The following is a 16,252-nucleotide window of genomic DNA, read 5'->3' as shown; positions in this document are numbered from 1 at the left end:
TCAGGCGCTGGCGTCTACCATGCCGTGGCGTACCGCCAGCAGGGTCAGTTCAACATCACTGCTGATGGACAGCTTTTCGAAAATCCGATAACGGTAGGTGTTCACGGTTTTCGGCGACAGGCACAGTTTATCGGAGATCGACTGGACCTTCTGGCAGCCGACAATCATCAAGGCGATCTGGATTTCCCGCTCCGACAGCGCATCGAACGGCGAGTCGCTGGTGGGCTGGAACGACTTGATCGCCAATTGCTGCGCAATCTGCGGGCTGATGTAGCGTTGGCCGGCAAACACCAGCCGAATGGCCTGGACCATTTCCGCCAGGCCCGCGCCTTTTGTCAGATAGCCTGCAGCGCCCGCTTGTAGCAGCCGTGTAGGAAACGGATCTTCCTCACATACGGTCACTACCACGACTTTGATATCCGGATGGCTGCGCAACAACTTGGTAGTGGCGCCAAGACCGCCGATCCCGGGCATCTTGACGTCCATCAAAACCACATCGGGCTTCAACTCCCGGGCCTTGATCAGGGATTCCTCCCCTGATTCGGCCTGGCCGACTACTTGCAGGCCATCGATGTCAGCCAGCATTCGTGTAATGCCTGTACGAACGAGATCATGGTCATCGACTACTAGCACCCTAATCAAGCAGACACCTCGCGATATGGTCTTATAGGTTGCTGAACACCTTAGCAAAAAACCACGGCGCAGACCTAGCTGCAAGCGTCATATATATAGAGTTTCAATGCACAACGAGCCCTTGCCGAGTGGCAACAGGCTCAGTTTCCTGGGTAAAAGGTCAGGAATCCTGGGTTGGAGACCTGTTTCTTCCATTACTCAAGGCCGAATGCTCTGCCAGGGTGGAGGTGAGGCGATGAATCGCATCCTGGTCTTCTTTAAACATTGCACGGTAATTTCCCAGAACCTTCTCTTCGATCTGGCTGAGGTTTTCCAGCTGCGTCGGCGTCGCAATACCGGTCAACACGTACAAGATATCGACACCTCTTTCTGCTACCCGTGACAAGTAATCGGCCTTTGGCGCGCGACCACCACTTTCATATTTACCCTGCGCGTTCGCCTCTACTCCTCCTATTTCACCGAAATTTTTCTGCGACAGGCCAAGTCGCTCTCGTTCTTGCCTTAACCGGGAACCGATTCCACTCATTTGGATGTATGATCCTATTTGGCACACCCCTAGAGGTGACACACTCATCTCGTTTTACACAAACTTGAACGGTTTTGAACTATGCCCGGTATTCGCACTGCTGCACAAGCCAAGGCCTGGCTGGAACATCAAGGCAAGTCTGTTCAAGCGTTCGCCCGGGAACACGGCGTGGACCCGGCAACCACTTATCAAGTGCTCGCTGGGCGCAAAAAGGGACGACGTGGAGAAGCCCACAAGGTGGCGGTCCTGTTGGGCATGAAGGAAGGCATCATTACTGATGATGATGGAACCGTTAGGCAAGGTCCTGAGCTCACCTCTTGAAGTCAGTATGCGCTTATTAAAACCGAGTGCCTGTTTTCCTCAAATTACCTGGCTGCATCCGATCACTGGCAACATTCAAGCTCCATCCGCCAGAAGCAATCTTCCTCGCCCACGATACTCAAGCCCTTGCGCTGATAGAGTCGTCTTGCCGGGTTGGTCTTGAACACGGTCAACCGCAGAAGACCCAACCCTTCCGTGCGCGCCTTCAGCGCCATTTGCTCCAGGATCCAGCTGCCGGCCCCTTGATGGCGAAACCCTTCAAGGATGTGCAACTCGCGGATATACAGTGCCTTGGGGTCTCGACTGAGGCTGATAAAACCCAGCACCTGATCATCGCGACAGATCAGCCAATTCTCCCGACCGGCCCAGGCGGAATCAAACCCGGCATCGGACCAGCACAGGTCGTATTGGCGATAATAGTTACCCATGGCTTGATGGGTCAGGGTTCGGGCGAAAGCCAAGTGACGGCTGGTCGCGGCCTGCAGTTGAAAAGCCATGTGCCTGCGCTCCCTAAATCGCCACCTGTTCCCCGTGCCACTGGCCAGCCGTATCGCGACGTGCAATCACCAGCGCCTCGCCCACACCCGACGCCGCGGCAATCAAGCCGCCATCAGCACCCCAGATAGCGCTGCGCCCGGCGCAGGTCCAGCCACCGGTCGGGCCGCCGTGGTTGGCCATCAGCACCACCATTTGATGCTCGGCGGCGTAGCTCTGGAGCAAGGCAGTGTCCGGCGCATAGCCGCCTTCGCTGATCAGTACACCGGCGGCGTAGATATTCGCCCCCGCCTCGGCAGCCTGCCGTGGATGGCTGGCGTGGGAGAAATCTGCACATACCGCCAGGGCGATCCGGTCATCACCCCACTCAAGGGCCGCACCGCCCTGCCCCGCAGCAAACGCGGCCTCTTCACCGGGATGAAGGTGCTGCTTGGTGTACACCGCCATCGAGCCCTGCGGCTGCAACACCAGCGCGCCGATCAACACCTCACTCGCCAACGCCAGGCGAATCGGCATGCCTACCACGACGGTGATACGCAGCTCACGGACCATCTCCCGCAGCGGCACCAGCACCTCATCGCCCGGCACAATCGCCAGCCCGGCGGCCAGTGACGGTTCATAGCCGGTCAGGGAAAGCTCCGGAAACACCAGCAACTGCACACCGTGCTCCGCCGCAATCCCCATGAATGCCAGGTGACGGGTGATATTGCCGGGCACGTCACCCGCGATAGAGATGGATTGGGCAGCAGCAATCGTCAAGGCAGTCATGGTCGCATCCAGGCAATCATTGTGAAGTCCGTTCAGCATATCGACACTTGGGTCATAGCCGTAAGTACCCAACCGCAATAGAAATTACTGATTGAATCCTCCCGCTTGCCTCAGTTAAGCTCCTCCCATCATTTGGAGACATGCCATGTTGCAACTCACCCACACTCAGGTTTGCCCTGCTGCCAGCGCCCAGCGCTCGGTCGTGGCTGCCCGTGTGAGCGGTTTGAGCGCACTGGCAAGCTTTTATTTTGGGTATTGGTTTAGCCACTGGCGCGCCTGATACCTGAAATCGGCGCCCACTACTCAAGGGGTCGCCTACCAGAGAAATCTAACCCCCGGTCGGCTCCCCGACCGGGGGTTTTGTTTTTTCAGCCCTTATTATTTTTGCCACACACCGAACACTTAAAGGACTCACGACATGAACTACGCCACCTATTACCGCTACGACACCTCCACCGCCTGGCGATTTAGCAAGCTCCGTTCGGGACAGCCTGCCGCCTCCGATCGGTCACCTATTGGTGGCAAGCCAACACACGTAGCCAATACGGCCAATTGTCGAACACCCCAGTAGGGCAGAGCGTGCGGGAACCGCCCGCCGCTTGCCCAGGAAGCCCGAATATGAACTCCTCCATCGCCGCTCTGCCCGTTTCCAGCCTGTCCTGCGCCAATGAAGCGCTGACCCAGCGCTTGCCCAGTTCCCTTGAGCTCAAGCACCAACTGCCCCTGAGCCCGTTCCTCAACGAACAGATCCACGCCCATCGCCAAGCCGTGCGCGCCATTCTCAAGGGTGAAGACTCACGCCTGCTGGTGATCGTTGGCCCGTGCTCGATCCACGATCCGGAATCGGCCATGGAATACGCGCGCAATCTGAAAAAACTGGCCCATGACGTCAGTGACCAGATGCTGCTGGTAATCCGCGCCTACGTCGAAAAACCGCGCACCACCATCGGTTGGAAAGGCCTGGCCTACGACCCGCGACTGGATGGCAGCGACGACATGGCCGCCGGCCTGAGCCTGTCCCGGGAACTGATGCGTGAAATGCTGCGCCTGGGCTTGCCGGTCGCCACCGAGCTGCTGCAACCGATGGCTGCCGGCTACTTCGATGACCTGTTGAGCTGGGTCGCCATTGGCGCGCGCACCACCGAATCGCAGATCCACCGCGAAATGGCCAGCGGCCTCGGCATGCCCGTGGGCTTCAAGAACGGCACCGACGGCGGCGTGGCCATCGCCTGTGACGCCATGCGTTCGGCCGCTCACCCGCACCGCCACTTCGGGGTCGACAGCCAGGGGCATCCGGCGATCATCCAGACGTCGGGCAACCCCGATACCCACCTGGTATTGCGCGGCGGCCACCGTGGGCCGAACTACGATCGCCAGAGCGTGGCGCAGGTGCACGCAGACCTGGCCAAGAGCAAGGTCGCGCCACGGATCATGGTCGATTGCAGCCACGCCAACAGCGGCAAAGACCCGCTGCGCCAACCGGCGGTGTTCAACGATGTGCTGGAGCAGCGCTTGCAGGGCGACACGTCGCTGATCGGCATGATGATCGAGAGCCACCTGTTCGAAGGCTGCCAGCCACTCGGCCCGTCGATGAAATACGGCGTGTCGATCACCGACGGCTGCCTGGGCTGGGACGGCACCGAGCAGTTGCTGCGCAGTGCTGCCGAGCGGTTGCGGGCACACAATCCCGCCTGACAATGAAGATCAAATGTGGGAGCTGGCTTGCCTGCGATAGCGGTGTATCAGTTACCTGACAGGCCGACTGATGCACCGCCATCGCGGGCAAGCCCGGCTCCCACACTGGTTCCTCACTGAGTTCAGGCTAGTGGATAAAGAGCCTCATCAAACTGCGCCAACTTCGGAAACACCAACGGCTGCTCATCCGCCAGCCCTTCCAGCCGCTGCTGGTAACTGCGCAGGAAATCCTGGCGCGCCTCGGCGCTGATATACGGCACATGCCACGCCACAAACGGCTCCAGCACATCAAACCCGACATACGCCAGCGTGCCACGCAGAATCGGCCGCAGCATATCCTCCAATGGCCCATGAATCGCGCCCTCGCCAAACATATGCTCGCGCCCGCCCAGGGTCACCGTGACGAGCGCTTTCTTGCCGGCGAGCCCGCCCTGATCATAAAACCGCTTGCCGCCATAACACACGCCCGACACCAGTACCCGGTCGATCCAGCCCTTGAGCATTGCAGGCGCCGAAAACCAGAAGATCGGGAAGTTGAGAATCAGCAAATCGGCCCACAGCAGCTTGTCCAGCTCCTGCTGGATATCCGCCGCGATAGACTGGCTTTTCACCCCCAGTCGCTGCTCGAGCGCATACACCAGGTACTCGGGATTCTCCCGCGAAGTAAAGTCCGAGGCGCTGGCCACCGGGTTCCAGTTCATCGCGTACAAATCACTGGCCTGCACCTCATGCCCCTGCGCTTGCAGGGTGGAAACGGCCTGGTCGCGCAAGGCCGCGGTGAACGACTGCGGCTCGGGATGGGCGTGGACAATCAACACCTTCATAGACATTCCTCAAGAAGTAAGCGCGGCCCGTTCGGCCAGCAGATGGTCGAGCCAGTCGGGGTCCATCTCCGGCTCCGATGAAAACAGCAGGCCGGTGTAGTCGTGGTAGGGCGGAGTGAAGATCGCGCTGCGGCTGCCCTGGTCCACTACCCTGCCGCGCTGCATCACCACCACCTCGTCAGCGATGGCGCGTACGGTGGCCACGTCGTGGGTAATAAACAGGTACGCCACGCCCAATTGCTGCTGGATACGGTCGAGCAGTTTCAGCACGCCTTCGGCCACCAGTTGATCCAGGGCGGAGGTCACTTCATCGCAAATGATCAACTGTGGGTCGGCCGCCAGTGCGCGGGCGATGCAAATCCGTTGTTTTTGGCCGCCGGACAGTTCACGGGGCTGACGCTCCATGAAGGTGGCCGGGTCCAGCTCGATCATCTCCAGCAGCTCGGCAACCCGGGCGCGCATGGCCTTGCCCTTGAGGCCGAGGTAGAAGGTCAGTGGCCGGCCGATGATATCGACGATGCGTTGGCGCGGGTTCAGCGCGGTATCGGGGATCTGATAGATCATCTGCACCCGTCGCAATTGCTCCTTGGTGCGCCGACGAAAATCCGCTGGCAACGCTTCGCCGTCATACAGCACCTGCCCTGCCGTGGCCGGCAGCAACCCGGTAATCAACCGTGCCGTGGAGCTTTTACCGCTGCCGGACTCCCCGATCACCGCCAGCGTCTGGCCGCGATACAGGCTCATCGATACGTCGTGCAGCACCGGCTGATGCCCATAGCTGGCGCACACCTGACGCACTTCCAGCAACGGCACCTGCAGCTCGGGGCAGGCCTTGGGCTCGGTGCGAAAACTGCGCACCGCCCACAGGGATTTGGTGTAGTCCTGCTGCGGTGCGCTGAGCATGGTGCGGGTCTGAGCCTCCTCCACCAATTTGCCGTGGCGCAGCACCATGATGCGGTCGGCCATTTGCGCGACCACCGCCAGGTCATGGCTGATATACAGCGCGGCACTGCCGAAGGTTTTTATCGCATCACGAATCGCCGCCAGCACTTCGATCTGGGTGGTGACGTCCAGCGCCGTGGTGGGCTCGTCGAAGATGATCAGGTCGGGGTGACAGGCCATCGCCATCGCAGTCATCACCCTTTGCAGTTGCCCGCCGGAAACCTGATGCGGATAACGCTGGCCGATAGTTTGCGGATTGGGCAGGCGCAGCACGCGGTACAACTCCACCGCCTCGCGTTCAGCCTGGGCACGGCTGACGCCGCCATTGATCACAGCGGTTTCCACATGCTGGTCAATCAGCCGATGGGCCGGATTGAACGACGCGGCGGCGCTCTGCGCAACGTAGGCAATGCGCAGCCCACGCAACTTGCGCAAAGCTTCGGGCTTGGCCTGCAACAGCTGGATGCCGTCAAAGCACACCGAGCCGCCGGTGATGCGGCAACCGTCGCGGGCAAAGCCCATGGCCGCCAGCCCCAAGGTTGATTTACCCGCGCCGGACTCCCCAATCAGCCCCAATACCTCGCCCCGCTGCAACGTCAGGTCGATGCCCTTGATCAGCGGATGCCACGCATCCTCATAGTGCCCTTCGATCTGCAGGTTGCGGATTTCCAATAATGGCTTGTCCATCCTCAACACTCCTTCAGGCCGCTGGATTTATGCAGCATCCAGTCGACGACAAAATTCACGCTGACGGTGATCAACGCCACCGCCAGGGCCGGCAGCAACGGGCTGATGTCGCCGAAGGTAATCAGCACCGCGTTGTCGCGAACCATGCTGCCCCAATCGGCGGTCGGCGGTTGAATGCCCAGGCCGAGGAACGACAGCGCGCTGATAAACAAAAACACAAAGCAAAAGCGCAAACCGAACTCGGCAATCAACGGTGCGGCGGCGTTGGGCAGCACCTCGCGAGTGACCAGCCACCACAGCCCTTCCCCGCGCAGCCGCGCGGCTTCGACAAAGTCCTGCACCACCACGGTCATCGCCACGGCGCGGGACAGGCGAAACACCCGGGTCGAATCCAGCAGGGCAATCACCAGCACCAGCGACGTGGCATTGGTGCCGACCACGCTGAGGATCAGCAAGGCAAAGATCAGTTGCGGGATCGCCATCAGGATGTCCACCACCCGCGACAATCCCTGATCGACCCAGCCACCCTTGATCGCCGCAACCAAGCCGCTCAAACCGCCCAGTAAAAACGCCAGCACCGTCGTCAAAAAGGCGATGCCCAGGGTATTGCGCGCGCCAAACACCAGGCGACTGAACATGTCCCGCCCGAGGTTATCGGTGCCCAGCAAAAACTGGCCGCTCCAGGGCGCAAACCCGTCGCCCACCACCTGGGTTTCGCCATAGGGCGCAAGCACCGGCGCAAACAGCGCCACCAGCACGTACAACACGATGATCAGCAGGCCGAACTTCGCGCTCAATGGCGCCCGGGCCAGTTGTGTGAGAAGGCTCATGGTCTACCCCTTGGGATGCATCAAGCGTGGGTTGGTGGCGATGGACAGCACATCGGCGCCGGTGTTGAGCAGGATGTAGGTGGCAGCGAAAATCAGGCTGCACGCCTGCACCACAGGAATGTCGCGCTTGGACACCGAGTCCACCAGCAACTGGCCGAGGCCCGGGTACACAAACACCACTTCGACCACCACCACGCCCACCACCAGGTAAGCCAGGTTCAGGGCGATTACGTTGACGATCGGCGCCAGCGCATTGGGCAACGCGTGGCGCCAGATAATCCGTGACTGGCTGATGCCCTTGAGCCGGGCCATTTCGATGTACGGGCTGGCCAGCAGGTTGATCAGCGAGGCGCGGGTCATGCGCATCATCTGCGCGATCACCACCAGGCTCAGGGTGGCGACCGGCAGCACCGAACGTTCAAGGATGGTGCCGAATGACGCCTCCGGTGCCAGGTTGGACAGGCTCGGAAACCAACCGAGCTTGACTGAAAACACCAGGATCAGCAGGTACGCGACGAAGAACTCCGGGAACGACACCGCGCTCAGGGCCGAGGTGTTGAGCAGGCGGTCGAACCAGCTGTTGCGGTACAGCGCGGCGAGCATCCCCAGCACCAGCGCCAAAGGCACCGAGACCAGCGCGGCCAGCGCCGCCAGGCGCAAAGTGTTGCCCAGGCGTGCGCCGATCAGCTCGGCAATGGGCCGCTGGTTGGCCAGAGACGCGCCAAGGTCACCGTGCAGCAGACGCAACAGCCATTGCACAAAGCGGCTCAGGGGCGGCAGGTCCAGGCCCAGCTGGGCGCGAAACGCCGCCACGGTTTCCGGCGTAGCGGACTGGCCGAGCATGGCCTGGGCGATATCGCCGGGCAGCAAGCCGACGGCCAGGAAGATGATCACCGAGACGGCGAACAAAGACAGCAGGCCGAGGGCCAGGCGTTGGAGCACCAGTTTGAATAGGCTATTCATGTTCGGTTCTCATGAGTTGGGCATGTTCTCGACGGCGACAAATGTCCCCTGTGGGAGCTGTCGAGCTTTAGCGAGGCTGCGATGCAGGCGCCGCGGTTTAACAGGGCACCGAGGTGATGCCATCGCAGGCAAGCCAGCTCCCACACTTGATCTTCATTGCCTGAGCGATAGCGTTCGACACAAGAGTCACGCCTGCCACCACCGCTCGATCAGCCGCAACCCATCCAACTCGCCATACGGCGCCGTCAGCGGGCCATGGCTGACGCGGTTCGAGCGTGCCGCCACGGAGCTGGCAAACAACGGCACAATCGCCCCGCCATCGTCGCGGCACAGGCTCTGCATTTCGTTGTACATGTCCTGGCGCAACGGCGCGTTCATCTCGCCCCGCGCGGCGGTGAGCAACTGGTTGAAGCGGGCGTTATCCCAATGGGTTTCGTTCCACGCCGCGCCCTTGGCATAGCCGATGCTGAACATGCGGTCGGCGGTCAGGCTGCTGTACCAGAACGAGGTGGTGAACGGCTGCTTCATCCACACGTTGGAGAAGAACCCGTCCGCCGGCTCGCGCACCACGTCGATATCAATTCCGGCCTGGCGTGCCTGTTCCTTGAACAACACCGAAGCGTCCACCGCGCCGGTGTAGGCGGCGTCGGAGGCTTGCAGGCGTACCTTGAGCGAATCCACTCCGGCCTTGCGCAGGTAGAAACGCGACTTGTCCGGGTCGTAGGCGCGCTGCTCCAACGCTGCGTTGATAAAGCGGCTGCCGGGCTGGATCGGATGGTCATTGCCCACCAGGCCATAGCCATGCAGCACCGAGGCCAGCAGGGTTTCGCGGTTGATCGCATGCTTCATTGCCATGCGGATATCGTTGTTCTTGAACTCGTTGCTGTCGCACAACATCGGGAAGGTGTAGTGCTGCGCGCCCTTGGTTTCTTCGATGACCAGCGTGGGATTGCGCTTGAGCAGGGCCACGGTTTTCAGGTCGACTTTGTTGATCACGTCCACTTGCCCTGTGACCAGTGCATTCACCCGCGCGGCTCCGTCGGCAATCGCCAGCAGCTCGGCACTGGCGAAATGCGCCCGCCCCGGCTTCCAGTAGTCGGGGTTGCGCTCCAGGTCCATGCGCACGCCGGGCTCGAAGCTTTTCAAGCGATAACCGCTGGTGCCGATCCCGGCCTGCCAGTCGGCAGCGCCGTCCTTGGCGGGCATGATCACCAAGTGGTAATCGGCGACCACATAAGCGAAATCGGCATTGCCCGAGTGCAACTCGAACACCACCGCATCGGTGCCCTTGGCGCTGACACTGGCCACATCGCCGAGCACGGTCTTGGCCGCCGAGGTGGAGTTGGCCGCCAGGTGATGGTTGATCGAGGCCACCACGTCTTCGGCGGTCAGGCTTTTACCGTTATGGAAGGTCACGCCCTGGCGCAGTTTGAAGGTCCAGATGCGCGCATCCGGCGTCGACTCAAAACGCTCGGCCAATTCGGGGATGGCGGAGCCGTCCACCGCGATTTCAGTCAGGGTGTTGTACACCGCCGAAAACCCGACGAAGGTGAAGGTGTCGACCCACGAGCCAGGGTCGCGGGAGTCGGTGGTGCTGCCGCCGGCCAGCCCCATGCGCAGCACACCGCCCGGCTTGGGCGTGGCCTCTTCGGCGAAGGCCTGCAGCGGCAGGCCCATGGAGAATGCGGCGGCCACGGCACCGGCGACGGCGCTGTGTTTGAGGAAGTCCCGTCGGTGCATCGCTTGAGTCATTTTGTTGTTGTTATCGCTCATGGTGTTGCTCCTCTAAAGGTTCACACAGGCATGCTTCAACTCGATCAAGGTCACGCCGTTACGCTTGAAACCGTTACGCAAATCCGTCTGCAGCTCATCCAGGTTCTGTGGCTCGCTGACCGTGCAACCGAACGCCCGCGCCAGAGCGGCGAAATCCGGGTTGCGCGGCAGTACGCCGATGGGTTCGATATCCAGGTCCAGCATGTCGTCACGAATTTGCCCCAGGGCATCGTTGTTCCAGAGCAACACCACCAGGGGGCTGTCCAGTTCTTCCACCGCCGTGGCCAGTTCCTGCGCGGTGTAGAGGAAGCCGCCGTCGCCCACCAGCACCAGGCCGGGCCGTTCAGGCGCACCGAACTTGGCACCGATGCCGGCCGGCAGGCCATAGCCCAAGGTGCCGTAGCCGGTGGGATGCAGCCAGCTGCGAGTTGTGTTGCTGGGGAAGGCGTAGTTGCCGGTGTAGGCCAGTTGGGTCATGTCGCTGCTGATGAAGGCATTGGCCGGCAACTCGGCGGCGACGCGGTCGAGAATTGCCTGGTGAATCCGTTGCAACGGACCGTGCCCGTTGCTGATCGCCTGGCGTAATGTCGCAACCGCCCTGGTCGCTGAATCGGCGTTGCGTGGCGTGGCTGGCAGGCGCTCCAGCAAAGCCTGCGCGGTGTGTTGGGCATCGCCGTGCAACGCGACGGCACAGGGGTAGAAGTCGTTGAACTTGCGCGGGTCGATATCCACTCGTAGCAGCTCGCCGTTAATCGGCAGGCGTTCGCGCCAAAAATCGGTATCGGCCATTTCGGTGCCAATGGCCAACACCACATCCGCCTCGGCAATCAACTGCCAGCCGGGCTCGACGCACAAGGTGGACCCGGCATTCAGCGGATGCTCTACCGGCAACAGCCCCTTGCCGGCAACGCTGCTGAAAAACGGCGCGGCCAGTTGTGTACTCAAGCGCTGCAAGGCATCCGCCGCCAACAGTGCACCACCACCGGCAATGATCATTGGGCGCTTGGCACCGCTGAGTTTCGCCACGGCCTGATCGAGGCTTTCAGCCGATGGCAGACCACGCCCGGGGCGGCGCACCACGTCATTGCTCCAGTCCCGCGTGATCGGCGCCGACAGTACATCCAGCGGCACCGAAATATGCACCGGCCGTGGCCGTTCACTGTCGAATACCGCATAGGCCCGTGCGATCAGTTCCGGCAAATCCTCGGCGCTCAAGGCCACCGCCGAAAACGCGGTGATGGGCGCGGTCATCGCGCGCTGGTCCTGGGTTTCATGCAGGCAGCCCCAACCCTTGCCGAGGCTGGCGGTGTGGTTGACGCTGGAAATCACCAGCAACGGAATCGAGTCGGCATACGCCTGGCCGATAGCCGTGGCGGCATTGGTCACGCCCGGTCCGGTGATGATGAAACACACCCCTGGCTTGCCGCTGACCCGCGCATAACCGTCAGCCATGAAGCCGGCGCCCTGTTCGTGACGGGTCAATACGTGGCAAATGCCGCTGCCGGGCAAGCCGCGATACAGCTCCAGCGTATGCACGCCGGGAATCCCGAATACGGTGTCGACGCCATAGTTGGCCAGTAATCGCACCAGGGCCTGGCCGCCGGTCAAGGTTTTGCTGTGCATCGTCATCTCCTTCACGCCTGGGCGAGACGGATCAATGCATCGACCGCCGTGGCGCCCCGGGCATTGACCAGCAATGGGTTTACATCCAGTTCCAGCAACTGCCCGGCGTTGGCACAGGCGTAGTCGGCCACCGCACGAATCGCCGCCACCAGCGCGTCCATGTCGGCCACCTCCCGCCCGCGAAAGCCTTGCAGCAATGCGGCGCTGCGCAGACTGAACAAGGCATTGCGGATCGCGTCGTCGGTGGTCGGCAGCAGCAGGCTGCGACTGTCCTTGAGCAGTTCCACGAGGATGCCACCGGCGCCGATCACCAACGCCAGGCCGAAATCGTTTTCGCGCTTGATGCCCACTATCAGCTCGGCCAGCGGTGGCGCGGCCATGGACTCCAGCAGCAGATAATCAAAAGGTACATCCGGCGCATACGCAGCGATTTGCTCACGCATGTGGGCCAGCGCGGTGATCAGTGCGAAGCCATCCCGCAGGTTGAGCGCCACCGCGCCAGCTTCGGTTTTGTGCGGCAGCTCGGCACTTACGGCCTTGAGTACCAGCGGGTAGCCCAGCACTTTTGCGTCGGCAACGGCCCGCTCGGGCGTACTCAAGACACCGGGCGGCGTCATCAACCCAAACGCGCGTAAGGCTTGCTTGGAGTCCCACTCGTTAAGCGACTGCCCATGTTCCTCAAGCGCCTGCGGGCACAGCGGAACCAGTATTGATTCGCCCCGAGCGAGCAGCGCCCGTCGATTATTTTGGTAATCGGCGATCCGGCCCCAGGCCATCAGCGCGTCTTCCACACCCTGTAACGCGGCAACACCCTGGGCATGCAGGCGCTCGCGGGCGTGGACCGGCAGCAGTTCGGGGAAGGCCGAGGTGACAAAACCTGTCTTGGCGTGACGAACCAGTGCGCTGCAGAACAGGTCCAGCAGCAGGTCGCATTCCTTGCGCTCGCCGGTAAATTCGGCCGGGTAGTCGAGTACCAGCATCGCCGCATCCGCTTCGGTGCGTAGTGCCGTGTCGAGCATCGTGTTGAGGGCTTCGCGGTTGCCCCAGATGGCCGTGGTGAAATCCAGCGGGTTGACCAGGTTGGCGTAGCTGGGCAGTACCTGCGCCAGTTCCGAGCGCTGGATTTCATCGAGCTTGGGCAGGCTTAAGTCGTTGCGCTCGGCGTAGTCGGCAATCAACCCGGCATCACCACCGGAACAGGCCAGGGCGATCAGGCTGTTGCCCGCTGGCAGATTCCCGCAGGCCGCCGCCTTGAGGGTTTCGACAAAACTCACCGGCCCGCTCACCCGAATCACACCCAAGCGCGCAAACAAACTGTCGTACAGCGCATCGGAGCCCGACAATGAACTGGTATGACTCAACGCCAACTCGGCGCCGATCTGCGACACGCCGGTTTTCAGGGCGATGATCGGGATGCCTTTTTCCAGCGCCTTGTGGGCCGCACGCGCGAACCCCGGCACATTCTTCAAGCCTTCCAAGTGCAAGCCGATGGCCGTGACACGGGGTTCATCCAGCAGCACATCCATCAATTCGGCAACACCCAATTGCGCCTGGTTACCCACCGACGCCATATAGGCCACCGGCAGCGACCGGTCGCTCATGGACAGGTTGTAGGCGAAGTTGCCGCTTTGGGTCAGCACCGCTACGCCCTTCTCTACCGGCTTGCCGCCATGGGCCACCGGCCACAACGCCGAGCTGTGCAGGTAATCGAGCAGGCCATAGCAATTGGGGCCCAGCAGCGCCATCTCGCCCGCAGCCTCAAGCAGTTGTTGCTGCAAGGCCTGGCCCTCGGCACCGGTTTCGGCAAACCCGGAGGCGTAGCAGATGGCGCCGCCGGTGCCGATGGCCGCCAGTTCGGCGACGCAGGTCAGGGTCAGCTCGCGATTGGTGGCGATAAATACCGCATCCGGGCCGCACGGTAAATCAGCCACGCGGCGCACGCAGGGAATACCGTCGAGGCTGTCATGCTGCGGGTTGACCAGCCACATCTGGCCGGCAAAACCACCCTCGGCGCAGCGCTTGAATGCACGGGCCATGCTGCGCCCACCGACAAACGCCAGGTGACGGGGCGCCAACAGGCGCTTGAGGTTGTCGCGAATAGCCTGGGACATAAGCGTTCTCCGACCCGATCAACGCAACAGTGGCCGCAACAGTTCGCGGGCAATAATGTGGCGCTGGATTTCCGAAGTGCCTTCCCAGATCCGCTCGATCCGCGCGTTGCGCCAGATGCGCTCGACCGGCCCTTCATCCATCAAGCCCATGCCGCCGTAAATCTGCACGGCCTCGTCGGCAACCTTGCCCAACACTTCGCTGGCAAACAGCTTGGCCATACCGGCATCGCCATCGGTCATGCTGCCCTGGTCCATTTTCCAGGCGGTGTTCAGGGTCAGCAGTTCGGCTGCGCGAATTTGCGTGGCCATGTCGGCGAGCTTGAACGAGATGCCTTGATAGGTGCCGATAGGCTGGCCGAACTGTTTGCGATCCGCCGCCCATTGCAGGGATACATCCAGCGCACGCTGGGCCTGGCCGACGCAGTTGGCCGCCACCATCACCCGGCCTGCGGTCAACCAGGCGTTCGCGACTTCCCAGCCTTTGCCGACTTCGCCGAGAACCTTGGAAGCCGGTACGCGGCAGTCGTCGAAGAACATTTCATAGGTGTGGTAACCGCGATTGCTGACGCACTTGGGGCCACGACGAATAGTCATGCCCGGCGTGCCCCGGTCCACCAGGAACGAGGTCACGGCGTTGCGCTGGCGGCCGTTGTGTTCGTAGGTGTCAGTGACGGCAAACACGATGGCGAAATCCGCGTGGCCGGCGTGGCTGATGAAGTGCTTGCTGCCGTTGAGCACGAAGTCATCGCCGCTGCGCACGGCGCGGGTCTTGATCGCATTGGCATCGGAACCGGCGCCCGGTTCGGTCAGGGCAAAGCAGTCGACCTTCTTGCCCTGCACGCACGGCAACAGGTATTCGCCGATCTGCTCGCCGGTGCAGGCCATGAGGATTTTCGACGGCCGGGCGACAAACACATGCAGCGCCCAGGAGACCTTCGACAACTCCCGCTCGATCAACGCCTGGGACAGGTAATCCAGGCCGCCACCGCCCACTTCTTCCGGCATGTTGAAGGCATAGAATCCGGCGGCAATGGCCTTGTCACGAATCTGCGCTGCAAGATCCGGCGAGACTTCATCGGCCCGATCGACCGCCTCCTCGTGCGGCAACAACTCCTTGGCAACAAAACTGCGTACCGCGTCCACCAACATGTCTTGTTCTTGGCTGGGCTGGAAATTCATGGCGCTACCTGTCGATCGTTCGAGGGTGTTTTGAGGAGGGATTATTTGCCGGAGAAATTCGCTGGGCGCTTTTCCATCGAGGCGCGCAGGGCTTCAGCACCGTCGGCGCTGCGTCCACACAGCAAACCGGCGGCGAGTTCAGCCTGGAGCTGCTCGGGCAAGCCGCGCCCGGCGCCTTCGCGGATGAGGGTTTTGGTCTGGGCGAAGGCAAAGGTCGGGCCGTCGGCCAGGCGCGTCGCCAGGTCGGTGACGTGAGCTTGAAGCTGCTCATCGGCGACGACTTCGCCCACCAGGCCGGCGGCCAGGGCGCGGTCGGCACTCCACAGTTCGTCGAGGAACAGCAGGCGCTTGGCCTGTTCGCTGCCGATCAAGCGCGGCAAATGCCAGCTGGCACCGGCGTCCGGCGAGTAAGCCATGCTGGTGTAGCCGGCCTTGAAGCGTGCCGATCGGGCCGCCACACGCAGGTCGCAACACAGGGTCAGGTCCATGCCGGCGCCAACCGCCGTGCCGTTGATGGCGGCGATGGTGGGTTTGTCGAGGGTGTGCAGGCGGGTCATCAGGGCGTGGGCGGTTTCGGTCCAGCCGTAGGTTTCGAGGGCGCCACGGGCTTCCGCGTCGGCCCATTCGGCGAGGTCGGCACCGGCGCAGAAACTGCGACCGCTGGCAGTCAACACCACCACGCGCACCGCCGGGTCACTGTTGAATGCGTCCAGCAAGGCATGCAGGTGCTTGAGGGTCGGGATGTCCAGGGCATTGCGCTGGGGGCCGCGATTGAGGGTGATCCAGGCAACGCCTGCCTGCACCTGAGTGAGCACGGACGGATCTGTAGTCATGGAATCCTCGAATTATTTTAATTGGCGTGAGGGGTGCGACATGGGGCGA

The 16,252-nt window shown here is 62.0% G+C and carries 15 protein-coding genes; 2 read left to right on the top strand and 13 right to left on the bottom strand.

What is annotated here, in order from left to right:
• Together uvrY and RGV33_RS12990 are read right to left on the bottom strand one after the other, a co-directional pair.
• Positions 1 to 642: a UvrY/SirA/GacA family response regulator transcription factor gene (uvrY, locus tag RGV33_RS12995; RefSeq protein ID WP_008436066.1), complete on the bottom strand. Its 642-nt coding sequence runs from the start codon at positions 640 to 642 to the stop codon at positions 1 to 3.
• A gap of 151 nt (positions 643 to 793) precedes the next feature.
• Entirely contained in the window at positions 794 to 1,159 is a 366-nt protein-coding gene (locus RGV33_RS12990) for a helix-turn-helix transcriptional regulator (RefSeq protein ID WP_322144569.1), read from the bottom strand.
• An 81-nt stretch (positions 1,160 to 1,240) separates the two neighbouring features.
• On the opposite strand from RGV33_RS12990, the gene RGV33_RS12985 reads away from it, so the two are divergent.
• Positions 1,241 to 1,480: a DNA-binding protein gene (locus RGV33_RS12985; protein ID WP_322144568.1), complete on the top strand. Its 240-nt coding sequence runs from the start codon at positions 1,241 to 1,243 to the stop codon at positions 1,478 to 1,480.
• Positions 1,481 to 1,542: 62 nt separating this feature from the next.
• On the opposite strand, the gene RGV33_RS12980 is transcribed toward RGV33_RS12985, so the two are convergent.
• Together RGV33_RS12980 and RGV33_RS12975 are read right to left on the bottom strand one after the other, a co-directional pair.
• A complete protein-coding gene (locus RGV33_RS12980) occupies positions 1,543 to 1,977 on the bottom strand; it encodes a GNAT family N-acetyltransferase (RefSeq protein ID WP_322144567.1) in 435 nt (144 codons plus the stop codon).
• Between the two features lie 13 nt (positions 1,978 to 1,990).
• Positions 1,991 to 2,743 carry a carbon-nitrogen hydrolase family protein gene (locus tag RGV33_RS12975; protein ID WP_322144566.1) on the bottom strand — a complete coding sequence of 251 codons (753 nt, stop codon included), beginning with the start codon at positions 2,741 to 2,743 and terminating at the stop codon, positions 1,991 to 1,993.
• A gap of 618 nt (positions 2,744 to 3,361) precedes the next feature.
• On the opposite strand from RGV33_RS12975, the gene RGV33_RS12970 reads away from it, so the two are divergent.
• Positions 3,362 to 4,438 carry a 3-deoxy-7-phosphoheptulonate synthase gene (locus RGV33_RS12970; RefSeq protein WP_322144565.1) on the top strand — a complete coding sequence of 359 codons (1,077 nt, stop codon included), beginning with the start codon at positions 3,362 to 3,364 and terminating at the stop codon, positions 4,436 to 4,438.
• 122 nt (positions 4,439 to 4,560) lie between these two features.
• Here the strand turns inward: RGV33_RS12970 and RGV33_RS12965 are convergent, their stop codons facing one another.
• The 9 genes from RGV33_RS12965 to RGV33_RS12925 form a co-directional block, all read right to left on the bottom strand.
• Positions 4,561 to 5,262, bottom strand: a complete 702-nt coding sequence (locus tag RGV33_RS12965; RefSeq protein WP_322144564.1) for an NAD(P)H-dependent oxidoreductase — start codon at positions 5,260 to 5,262, stop codon at positions 4,561 to 4,563.
• Positions 5,263 to 5,271: 9 nt separating this feature from the next.
• Positions 5,272 to 6,891 (bottom strand): ABC transporter ATP-binding protein, encoded by a 1,620-nt coding sequence (locus RGV33_RS12960; protein WP_322144563.1) that lies wholly within the window; start codon positions 6,889 to 6,891, stop codon positions 5,272 to 5,274.
• A 2-nt stretch (positions 6,892 to 6,893) separates the two neighbouring features.
• Positions 6,894 to 7,721, bottom strand: coding sequence for an ABC transporter permease (locus RGV33_RS12955; protein WP_322144562.1), 828 nt, complete (start codon positions 7,719 to 7,721; stop codon positions 6,894 to 6,896).
• Between the two features lie 3 nt (positions 7,722 to 7,724).
• Positions 7,725 to 8,684, bottom strand: coding sequence for an ABC transporter permease (locus RGV33_RS12950; protein WP_322144561.1), 960 nt, complete (start codon positions 8,682 to 8,684; stop codon positions 7,725 to 7,727).
• A 186-nt stretch (positions 8,685 to 8,870) separates the two neighbouring features.
• Positions 8,871 to 10,457, bottom strand: coding sequence for an ABC transporter substrate-binding protein (locus RGV33_RS12945; RefSeq protein ID WP_322144560.1), 1,587 nt, complete (start codon positions 10,455 to 10,457; stop codon positions 8,871 to 8,873).
• 12 nt (positions 10,458 to 10,469) lie between these two features.
• Positions 10,470 to 12,080 (bottom strand): 5-guanidino-2-oxopentanoate decarboxylase, encoded by a 1,611-nt coding sequence (locus RGV33_RS12940; protein ID WP_322144559.1) that lies wholly within the window; start codon positions 12,078 to 12,080, stop codon positions 10,470 to 10,472.
• Between the two features lie 11 nt (positions 12,081 to 12,091).
• Entirely contained in the window at positions 12,092 to 14,191 is a 2,100-nt protein-coding gene (locus RGV33_RS12935; protein WP_322144558.1) for an acetate--CoA ligase family protein, read from the bottom strand.
• Between the two features lie 18 nt (positions 14,192 to 14,209).
• The gene (locus tag RGV33_RS12930; protein ID WP_322144557.1) at positions 14,210 to 15,370 is read right to left on the bottom strand and encodes an acyl-CoA dehydrogenase family protein; all 1,161 of its coding nucleotides are present in this window, start codon (positions 15,368 to 15,370) and stop codon (positions 14,210 to 14,212) included.
• 41 nt (positions 15,371 to 15,411) lie between these two features.
• On the bottom strand, positions 15,412 to 16,203 hold the full coding sequence (locus RGV33_RS12925) for an enoyl-CoA hydratase/isomerase family protein (RefSeq protein ID WP_322144556.1): 792 nt from the start codon (positions 16,201 to 16,203) through the stop codon (positions 15,412 to 15,414).
• Positions 16,204 to 16,252: the final 49 nt, after the last annotated feature.

Origin of the sequence: Pseudomonas sp. Bout1, assembly GCF_034314165.1 — a bacterium.
In the GTDB taxonomy this organism is placed as follows: domain Bacteria; phylum Pseudomonadota; class Gammaproteobacteria; order Pseudomonadales; family Pseudomonadaceae; genus Aquipseudomonas.
Note: the sequence above shows the minus strand (reverse complement) of the source record. Positions and strands in the feature narration are given on the sequence as shown.

Bases quoted from the DNA above. Each gene is read 5' to 3' on its own strand.
- RGV33_RS12985 (WP_322144568.1), top strand. From the start codon at position 1,241: ATGCCCGGTATTCGCACTGCTGCACAAGCCAAGGCCTGGCTGGAACAT.
- RGV33_RS12975 (WP_322144566.1), bottom strand. From the start codon at position 2,743: ATGACTGCCTTGACGATTGCTGCTGCCCAATCCATCTCTATCGCGGGT.
- RGV33_RS12955 (WP_322144562.1), bottom strand. From the start codon at position 7,721: ATGAGCCTTCTCACACAACTGGCCCGGGCGCCATTGAGCGCGAAGTTC.
- RGV33_RS12960 (WP_322144563.1), bottom strand. From the start codon at position 6,891: ATGGACAAGCCATTATTGGAAATCCGCAACCTGCAGATCGAAGGGCAC.
- RGV33_RS12945 (WP_322144560.1), bottom strand. From the start codon at position 10,457: ATGAGCGATAACAACAACAAAATGACTCAAGCGATGCACCGACGGGAC.
- RGV33_RS12950 (WP_322144561.1), bottom strand. From the start codon at position 8,684: ATGAATAGCCTATTCAAACTGGTGCTCCAACGCCTGGCCCTCGGCCTG.
- RGV33_RS12930 (WP_322144557.1), bottom strand. From the start codon at position 15,370: ATGAATTTCCAGCCCAGCCAAGAACAAGACATGTTGGTGGACGCGGTA.
- RGV33_RS12940 (WP_322144559.1), bottom strand. From the start codon at position 12,080: ATGCACAGCAAAACCTTGACCGGCGGCCAGGCCCTGGTGCGATTACTG.
- RGV33_RS12990 (WP_322144569.1), bottom strand. From the start codon at position 1,159: ATGAGTGGAATCGGTTCCCGGTTAAGGCAAGAACGAGAGCGACTTGGC.
- RGV33_RS12935 (WP_322144558.1), bottom strand. From the start codon at position 14,191: ATGTCCCAGGCTATTCGCGACAACCTCAAGCGCCTGTTGGCGCCCCGT.
- RGV33_RS12970 (WP_322144565.1), top strand. From the start codon at position 3,362: ATGAACTCCTCCATCGCCGCTCTGCCCGTTTCCAGCCTGTCCTGCGCC.
- RGV33_RS12925 (WP_322144556.1), bottom strand. From the start codon at position 16,203: ATGACTACAGATCCGTCCGTGCTCACTCAGGTGCAGGCAGGCGTTGCC.
- RGV33_RS12980 (WP_322144567.1), bottom strand. From the start codon at position 1,977: ATGGCTTTTCAACTGCAGGCCGCGACCAGCCGTCACTTGGCTTTCGCC.
- RGV33_RS12965 (WP_322144564.1), bottom strand. From the start codon at position 5,262: ATGAAGGTGTTGATTGTCCACGCCCATCCCGAGCCGCAGTCGTTCACC.